The organism is Acidiferrobacteraceae bacterium, assembly GCA_037388825.1.
Taxonomy (GTDB): Bacteria; Pseudomonadota; Gammaproteobacteria; order Acidiferrobacterales; family JAJDNE01; genus JARRJV01.
Genome location: JARRJV010000134.1, coordinates 1 through 2,938, shown reverse-complemented (window position 1 = coordinate 2,938; position 2,938 = coordinate 1). Strand labels below are relative to the sequence as shown.

The following is a 2,938-nucleotide window of genomic DNA, read 5'->3' as shown; positions in this document are numbered from 1 at the left end:
ACCAAGACGTGAGCAAGGAAGAGGCCAAGAAGCAAGCGATCGAGGTGCTCGACCTGGCAGGGATGCCGCAGCCTACGCGCACGCTGGAACAGTATCCGTACGAGCTGAGCGGCGGTATGCGCCAGCGCTGTATCATCGCCATGGCCCTCTCGTGCCATCCCAGCCTGCTGATCGCCGACGAGCCCACCACCGCGCTCGACGTCACCACCGAGGCGCAGATACTAAAGATCATGCGTGGACTGCAGGACGAGTTGGGCATGGCCATCATGTACATCACCCACAATCTGGGCGTCATCGCCCAGATGGCGGACGAGGTGGCGGTGATGTACATGGGCAAGGTCGTCGAGCAGGCGGACGTAGACACCATCTTCCACAACCCTCAGCATCCTTACACACGCGCGCTGCTACAGTCCATCCCGCGTCTGGGTCAAAGGACGCGCGACCGGCGGCGGCTGGCATCCATCCGTGGCATGGTGCCTGATCCGTATGCACTGCCGCATGGTTGCTCGTTCAATCCCCGCTGTGACGCGGCGATAGCTGGCAAGTGTAACCTGGAGGAACCGACCCTCGTCGAGGTTGAGCCGGACCATCTGGTGCGGTGCTTCGCTGCCTCCTGAGATCCAGCCTGGCCTTGTCGCGCCGACTTGGATGCGGGATCGCCACTGCAGAGTTCAAGTGAGCGGAGCGGCCGAGGCGGTAGTCGGACAAAAGTCCGATGCCTCTCTGCCGCTCCGATTCCTGTGAGGAACGTATGGCTATTATCGAACAAGATTTCATGGCCTTGACCCAAGAGCTGGACATCGAGGCGTTCTGGGAAGAAAACGCACTGTGCCGAGAGTTCACAGCTGCCAAGCCGCGTTGCCCGCTCTCCTTCTCTCCCGATGACCATTGGATTTTCGAATTCATGGACGTCCCTTCGACCCTGCGCTACTATCAGGACAGGGCCTACCGCGACGAGCTGCACGGGCAGGTCAACCAGATCACAAGAGAGTACGTGGGCCGATCTTTTTTCGATGAAGACACCTGGGAGCATCAGCCCAAACGCATCGAAAATCTGTTCAAATACGTGCTTCGCGCAGGAATGGTTCCTTGGCGGCAAGACTCGATATGCGTGAGTGGAGCCTCCCCGAGGCGTACCTGGAGGAGTGGGAGCGGCGCAAGGCGGCGGGCAAGCCGCTGCCCAAGCTGGGCACGGGCAGCCGCGGCCCGGCGACGATCATGACTTCGGTGATCGAACCGACGACGCTGCTGCTGTGGCTGTACGACCATCCCGACCTGATGGCCCGTTTTCGCGATATTCTCGCTGAAAAGATGGTCGAATTCAACCAAATCCTGCGCGCGTTCAGCGAGAACGACGAGCCCGGTTGGTGGATCACCGACGACAACTGCGCGCTGTTCAGCCCCAAATTGTACCGCAAGTACTGCTTCCCAGTGCTGGAAAAGGTGCTGAACGCGCTGGCCCCCGGCGATGCCCGCCGCTACCAACACTCGGATAGCGCGATGGGCCACCTGCTCGATCAGCAATACGAGCTGGGCATCCGCGTGGTCAACTACGGGCCAGAGGTCGATGTGGGCCTGATCCGCGAAAAGATGCCCGACGCCTACATCCATGGGCAGATGCCTCCGTTCCTGCTGCGCAACGGCAGCCCGGAGGAGATTCGCCAGCGCGTGATCGACGACTACAAAAAGGCCGGCGCAAGCGGCGGCCTGCAAGTGACCACGGCGGGGTCTCTTGCCGCGGGTACCGGGGTGGGGCGCATGCGCTGGTTGATGTGGGTCGTGCAGAACGAATGCTGCTATCCGATGGAGGGAGCGCAATGAGCAGCAACGACAAGCTGACCCGCCAGGTGCAGGCCGGAGAGATCATCAAACCCTGGCTGATCCTGGGGCCTTTTTACAAGGACCTCTCGGCCCGGGTGGAAGGGCTGACGTTCTTTGAGAGACCAGGGGCGACGGTGGGTCGCGCAGCGATGGCCGAGATCGTGGAGGATGCCGGGCCTATCCTCGCCGCCAGCCCGCGCGAGGGCGACGAGGCCACGTTTCGCGGGCAGGCGGCCCGCTGGAGCCTGGTGCGGCGCCCGGAAAAGTATCTCTCCTGGGGCACCTACAACATCTCCAACCACCTGGGGGCCGCATTCCTCTCCACGGTGGTGACGCCCGATACGCCGGGTCTGAGGCATTGGCGGCTGCTCGCCGGGCTTTCGCAGCGTGCCGTGGTGGTCATCAATGGGGAGATCGTCTACGATACCGAGGGCGTCGTGGTAGATCGCGAGTATCTCTTTATCTACGATTTTGAGGCCGCCCTGCAGCCTGGCGAGAACGTGGTGACCGTCGGCCTGTTCCGGCTGGCGCGGATGGCACAGGTGGGCTGCCGTCTGGAGATCGTCGATAGCGCCGCGACGGCGCGCGTTCCACTGGGCGATGAGCTGCCGTTCGAGGCGCGCGTTCGAGTGGAGGAGGAGCTGTCCAGCTTGCGCCTGGCACGCGACGTCTTTTACCCGCAGCACGCGGTCGGTCTCACGCTGGGCGTCGCGCCAGAGAGCGGTGCGCGGGTAGAGGTATCGCTGCTCTCCAAGGCCGGCGAGACGCTGCGTGAGGCCGCGCCGACCGCCGCCGGCGCGGTGAACCTGTGCCAGGGGGCGGAACTGGCCGATGGCGACTATCAGATCCTTTGCCGCTGGCTGGCCAAACACGGGGAACCACTGACGTCCACCGCGTTCGATATTCACAAGGTGACGCCCGTCGCTGCACCGGCCGGCTACGGTCGCCTGGAGGAGCGCAAACAAGCGGTGCTGGTCCATTATGCGGCGCACGAGAAGAAAGAGTCACGGCCCGACATCTGGCGGGAGGTGGCCCGCTACGCGCTGGGCCGCTACACCGAGGTCGATGAATGCGCCATCCGCGATACCTGCGCCTTTATCGCCGCCCGCAAGGACTG

The 2,938-nt window shown here is 63.3% G+C and carries 3 protein-coding genes; all 3 read left to right on the top strand.

Annotation, left to right across the window (positions count from 1 at the left end; genetic code table 11):
- Positions 1–617 (top strand): ABC transporter ATP-binding protein (locus P8X48_13365; protein MEJ2108292.1); only part of this gene is annotated, 617 nt, incomplete at its 5' end.
- 472 nt (positions 618–1,089) lie between these two features.
- Positions 1,090–1,821 carry a uroporphyrinogen decarboxylase family protein gene (locus P8X48_13360; protein MEJ2108291.1) on the top strand — a complete coding sequence of 244 codons (732 nt, stop codon included), beginning with the start codon at positions 1,090–1,092 and terminating at the stop codon, positions 1,819–1,821.
- Positions 1,818–2,938 (top strand): hypothetical protein (locus P8X48_13355; GenBank protein MEJ2108290.1); only part of this gene is annotated, 1,121 nt, incomplete at its 3' end. The genes P8X48_13360 and P8X48_13355, both read left to right, overlap by 4 nt.